Origin of the sequence: Streptomyces sp. GC420 (genome assembly GCF_009916105.1) — a bacterium.
GTDB lineage: Bacteria > Actinomycetota > Actinomycetes > Streptomycetales > Streptomycetaceae > Streptomyces.
Genome location: NZ_JAAAXQ010000532.1, coordinates 1 through 4,061 on the forward strand (window position 1 = coordinate 1; position 4,061 = coordinate 4,061).

At 73.7% G+C, this 4,061-nt stretch carries 2 protein-coding genes and 3 pseudogenes; 3 read left to right on the plus strand and 2 right to left on the minus strand.

Annotation, left to right across the window (positions count from 1 at the left end; translation table 11 throughout):
- Positions 1-879 (minus strand): annotated as a pseudogene (locus tag GUY61_RS35535) (hemolysin family protein); the annotation flags it as partial.
- Between the two features lie 319 nt (positions 880-1,198).
- On the opposite strand from GUY61_RS35535, the gene GUY61_RS35545 reads away from it, so the two are divergent.
- The 3 genes and pseudogenes from GUY61_RS35545 to GUY61_RS35555 all read left to right on the plus strand — a co-directional run bounded on the left by GUY61_RS35545 (position 1,199) and on the right by GUY61_RS35555 (position 3,571).
- A complete protein-coding gene (locus GUY61_RS35545; protein WP_166634437.1) occupies positions 1,199-2,041 on the plus strand; it encodes an acyltransferase in 843 nt (280 codons plus the stop codon).
- A gap of 498 nt (positions 2,042-2,539) precedes the next feature.
- Positions 2,540-2,965, plus strand: a pseudogene (locus GUY61_RS35550) (cupin domain-containing protein); the annotation flags it as partial.
- Between the two features lie 42 nt (positions 2,966-3,007).
- Positions 3,008-3,571 carry a YbaK/EbsC family protein gene (locus GUY61_RS35555; RefSeq protein ID WP_166634438.1) on the plus strand — a complete coding sequence of 188 codons (564 nt, stop codon included), beginning with the start codon at positions 3,008-3,010 and terminating at the stop codon, positions 3,569-3,571.
- Between the two features lie 3 nt (positions 3,572-3,574).
- Here GUY61_RS35555 and GUY61_RS35560 read toward each other — a convergent pair.
- Positions 3,575-4,061 (minus strand): annotated as a pseudogene (locus tag GUY61_RS35560) (hypothetical protein); the annotation flags it as partial.

The window sequence follows — 4,061 nt, forward strand, 5'->3', positions numbered from 1 at the left end:
GGCGGGGGCGGTGATGCGTACCCGGTCGGCCCGGTGGCGCTCGATGTTGAGGACGGCCAGCTGCCAGCCGTCCACGTGGATGCGGTCGGTCAGGGCCGGGATGCGCTCCAGGCGGGTCGCGAGCAGGCCCGCCAGGGTCTCGTACGGGCCCTGGGGGGCCGCGAAGCCGATCTCCTCGAGCTCGTCCAGTCGGACGCTGCCGTCGGCCTCCCACACAGGCCGGCCGTCCGCGGCCGGTGAGACGGGCATCAGGTCGGGCTGCTGGTGGGGGTCGTGTTCGTCGCGGACCTCGCCGACGACCTCTTCGACGATGTCCTCGACCGTGGCGACGCCCGCGGTGCCGCCGTACTCGTCGATGATCACGGCCATGGTGCGGGACTCGCGCAGGCGGCGCAGGAGGGTGTCGACCGGCAGCGAGTGGGGTACCAGCAGCGGCTTGGTGGCCAGCTCGGTGACTCCTGTGACAGCCCGCTTGTCCTCCTCCAGGGCGAGGACGTCGCGGATGTGGACGGTTTCGATGACCTCGTCCAGGCTGTCGCGGTAGACGGGGAAGCGGGACAGGCCGGTGGCCAATGTGAGGTTCGCGGCGTCCGCGGCGGTGGCGTGGGCCTGAAGGGCCTTCACGTCCACGCGCGGGGTCATGACGTTCTCGGCGGTCAGCTCGCTCAGGTGCAGGGTGCGCACGAACAGCTCGGCCGAGTCCGCCTCGATCGCTCCCTCGCGGGCGGAGTGCTGGGCCAGTGCGACCAGCTCCTGCGGGGTGCGGGCGGAGGCAAGTTCTTCCTGGGGTTGCAGGCCGAAGCGGTGCACCAGACGGTTCGCGGTGTTGTTCAGGTGCCGGATCAGCGGGGCGAACGCGGCGGTGAAGCCGCGCTGCGGCCACAGCGGAGGCGGCCTCGCGCGAGGCCGAAGCCCCGCGCATCATCCGGGCCGCGCCCGGTGGCGCCACCGGGCGCCCCGTGGATCAGCTGGGCAACGACACGCCGCGAACCTGACCGGCCCCGGGACCACGTGCGCCCCGAACGGCGCAGTGGCCGGCTGGTGCCGGCGGCCGTGCCGGCGGCAGGGGGCGTAGAGGTTCCGTTCGAGGTGCCGGACCCGACCCCGTGCCGTGCCGAGCACGGCTGACGCCGTTTCGGGACGGAGATCACAGCTCGTCGAGGTCACGCGGGGCGGTGCGACTGAGTACCGTGAGTGGGTGCCGAAGAACAGAAACACGTTCTCGTCAGTGGGCGCCTGGAGGCGCCGGCTGGTGACCCGCGCCGTGCACAGGGGATGGCGGCTGGTCCAGGAGGCCGGAGCGGTCACCGCGCAGCGGCCCGGCCGGATGCGGTTCGGCCGGATCGGCCACGGCACGCGGCTGGCCTTCCCGCAGGGCACGGTCTTCGGCGAGCCGTGGATCCACCTCGGTGACCACTGCATCATCGGGGAGCAGGTCACGCTGACCGCCGGGCTGATGCCCGACCTCGACCTGGGCCCGGACCCGATCCTGGTGCTCGGTGACGGGGTGGTGCTGGGCCGCGGCAGCCATGTCATAGCCGACACCACGGTGACCATAGGCTCCGACACCTACTGCGGTCCGTACGTGTACATCACGTCGACCAACCACAGCTACGACGATCCGCGTCAGCCGGTCGGCAAGCAGTGGCCGAGAATGGAGCCGGTGGAGATCGGGCCGGGCTGCTGGCTGGGTACGGGCGCCGTGGTCCTTCCGGGAGCGCGGCTGGGCCGGAACGTGGTGGTGGCCGCGGGCGCCGTCGTACGGGGCGAGGTCCCCGACCACTCGGTGGTGGCGGGCGCGCCCGCGCGGGTGGTGCGCAGCTGGGACCCGGAACTGGGCTGGCAGCCGCCGCTGCGCACCCCGCCGCCGGTGCCGATCCCTGCGGACATGACCCCGCAGCAGCTCAACGCCCTGGCGGAACTCGACGAGGAGGCGGTCCGGGGCCTGGAGTCCCTCGACGCCGCCGCCCCGTCCGGCTCCTCCGCGCCCGAGGACCGGGACGCCGGTGTGGCTGTCTCCGAAGGAGGCCGTGCCTCGTAGCGTTCCCCCGTTGCCGGGCCGGGGTACTCGGCCCGGCAACGGGGAACGTGAAGCGCTGGCGCGCCGAACGCCTCACCCTCGGCGCCCTCGCCGCCGGCGCGGGCGTCAGCCGCGGCATGCTGATCGAGCAGGCCAGGACCAGCCGTTCCTCATCAGTGGGCGGGAGAGAGTCCGCGCACTGGTCGTCCGCTTTCGCGACCCGGGCGGCGACACGGATCGTGTCCGTGGTCCGAGCCGGGTGGGCGGATTCCCTCACGACCCGGCCGTGTGAATGGGGCCGGAGGTGACGGGGAGGTCCTGAACCGTCTCCCTGGTGGAGCAGGGGCCCCGCACTCCCCCGGCCACCGCCGGGGGTGCCCCCGGGCACCGCACCCGGCGTCCAGAGCGCACGTTCACGCCACCCCGATCGGTCCACAACGCCGCAAGCCTGCGAGCCGGCCATCACGCGATCGAGCTAATTCGACCTCGTTCACCCTCCTTGGCAGGCAGTTGCCAACCCCCAGCCTCGGCACCGTCGTGAAGGTCTGCGACGCCCTCGGCGTCAGCATCGCCTCCGTCCTCGACTACGAACAGGGCCCCAGGGTCCGCGTGGTGGCGGCCGAGCAGGCCGTGCGGCTGTGGCACACCGACGCCGGCAGCCACAGCCTGCTGCTCGCCGGGACCGACGCCAACGGCCCGCTGGGACTGTGGAAGTGGCACCTGGAGCCCGGCGAGGGCAGCGGCTCCGACCCGCACCCGCCGGGCACCTTCGAGCTCATCCACGTCACGGCCGGCACCCTCACCCTCGTGGTCGACGGCACCGAACACCTCGTGCCCGCGGGCGCCTCCGCCTCCTTCGAGGCGAACACCCCCCACAGCTACCGCAACAAGGGCACGGAAGCGCTGGAGACGACCATGGCGGTCTCCGTGCCGCCCGCACGCTGAGACAGTCCCTCCGCCACACGCCCGCTTTGTTAGCGTGCGGGCATGCGCGCACCCATCGGAAACTTCGACAACGCCCGGCCCGCTCCCGAATGCCTCGACGAGCTCACCGCGCCCGTCGCCGAGGCGGTGCGCGCGTGGCGGGGCGCCGTCCCCGCCGGACAGCTGATCTACGTCGACACCGAACCCGACTGGGCCGACACCGCCACCTTCGTCGAGCACTACGGCGCGGAACTCCTCGACGAGTCCGCCAACTGCGTCGTCGTCGCGGCCAAGCGCGGCGGCGAGACCACACTCGCCGCCTGCGTGGTCCTGTCCAACACCCGCGTGGACGTCAACGGCGTGGTCCGCAGACACCTGGGCGCCCGCAAGGCGTCGTTCGCGGCCATGGACACCGCGGTCGGTGAGACCGGCATGGAGTACGGCGGCATCACCCCCGTCGGGCTGCCGGCCCAGTGGCCCGTGCTGGTGGACGCGGCCGTCGCCGACCTGCCGTACGTGCTGGTCGGCAGCGGCCGCCGGCGCGGCAAGCTCCTCGTGCCCGGCAAGGCACTCGCCGAACTGCCGGGCGCGACCGTCCTGGACGGACTCGGCGTACCCGCCGCCTGACCCTCACCCACCGGCCCCCGCGGGCATGTGCTCCACCGTGAGCGGCCCGAAGCCGATCCGGGTCAGCGCGCCGTCGTCCGCCCACCGCACCCGCAGAACTCCCGAGTCCGCGTCCACCGTCACCTCACCGACCGCGTCGGCGAGGGGCGCGGGCCCGGGCTCGGCCGTGAGCGTCGCCAGCGCGGCGTACACCGCCGTGCCCTCCGCGTCCGCCGACAGGCGGGGCACGCGCACCCACCGCGCGAACGCGGTGCCCTCCGGCGCGCGCACCTCGTCCCGGCCCGTCCAGCCGTGCAGGCCGTGCAGCGCCGACAGCGGCGGCTCACCCGGTCCCGTCGCCCAGCCCGTCTGCTCGACCCGCGCGCCGGGCGGTGCGCCCACCACCCGGTGCGCCCGTAGCTCCAGCCGGCCCCTGACCACGGTGACGCTCTCCACCCGCAGCCCCGGCACCATCGGCGGGCCGGAGGGGAACACCGGCCGGTGCCAGGAC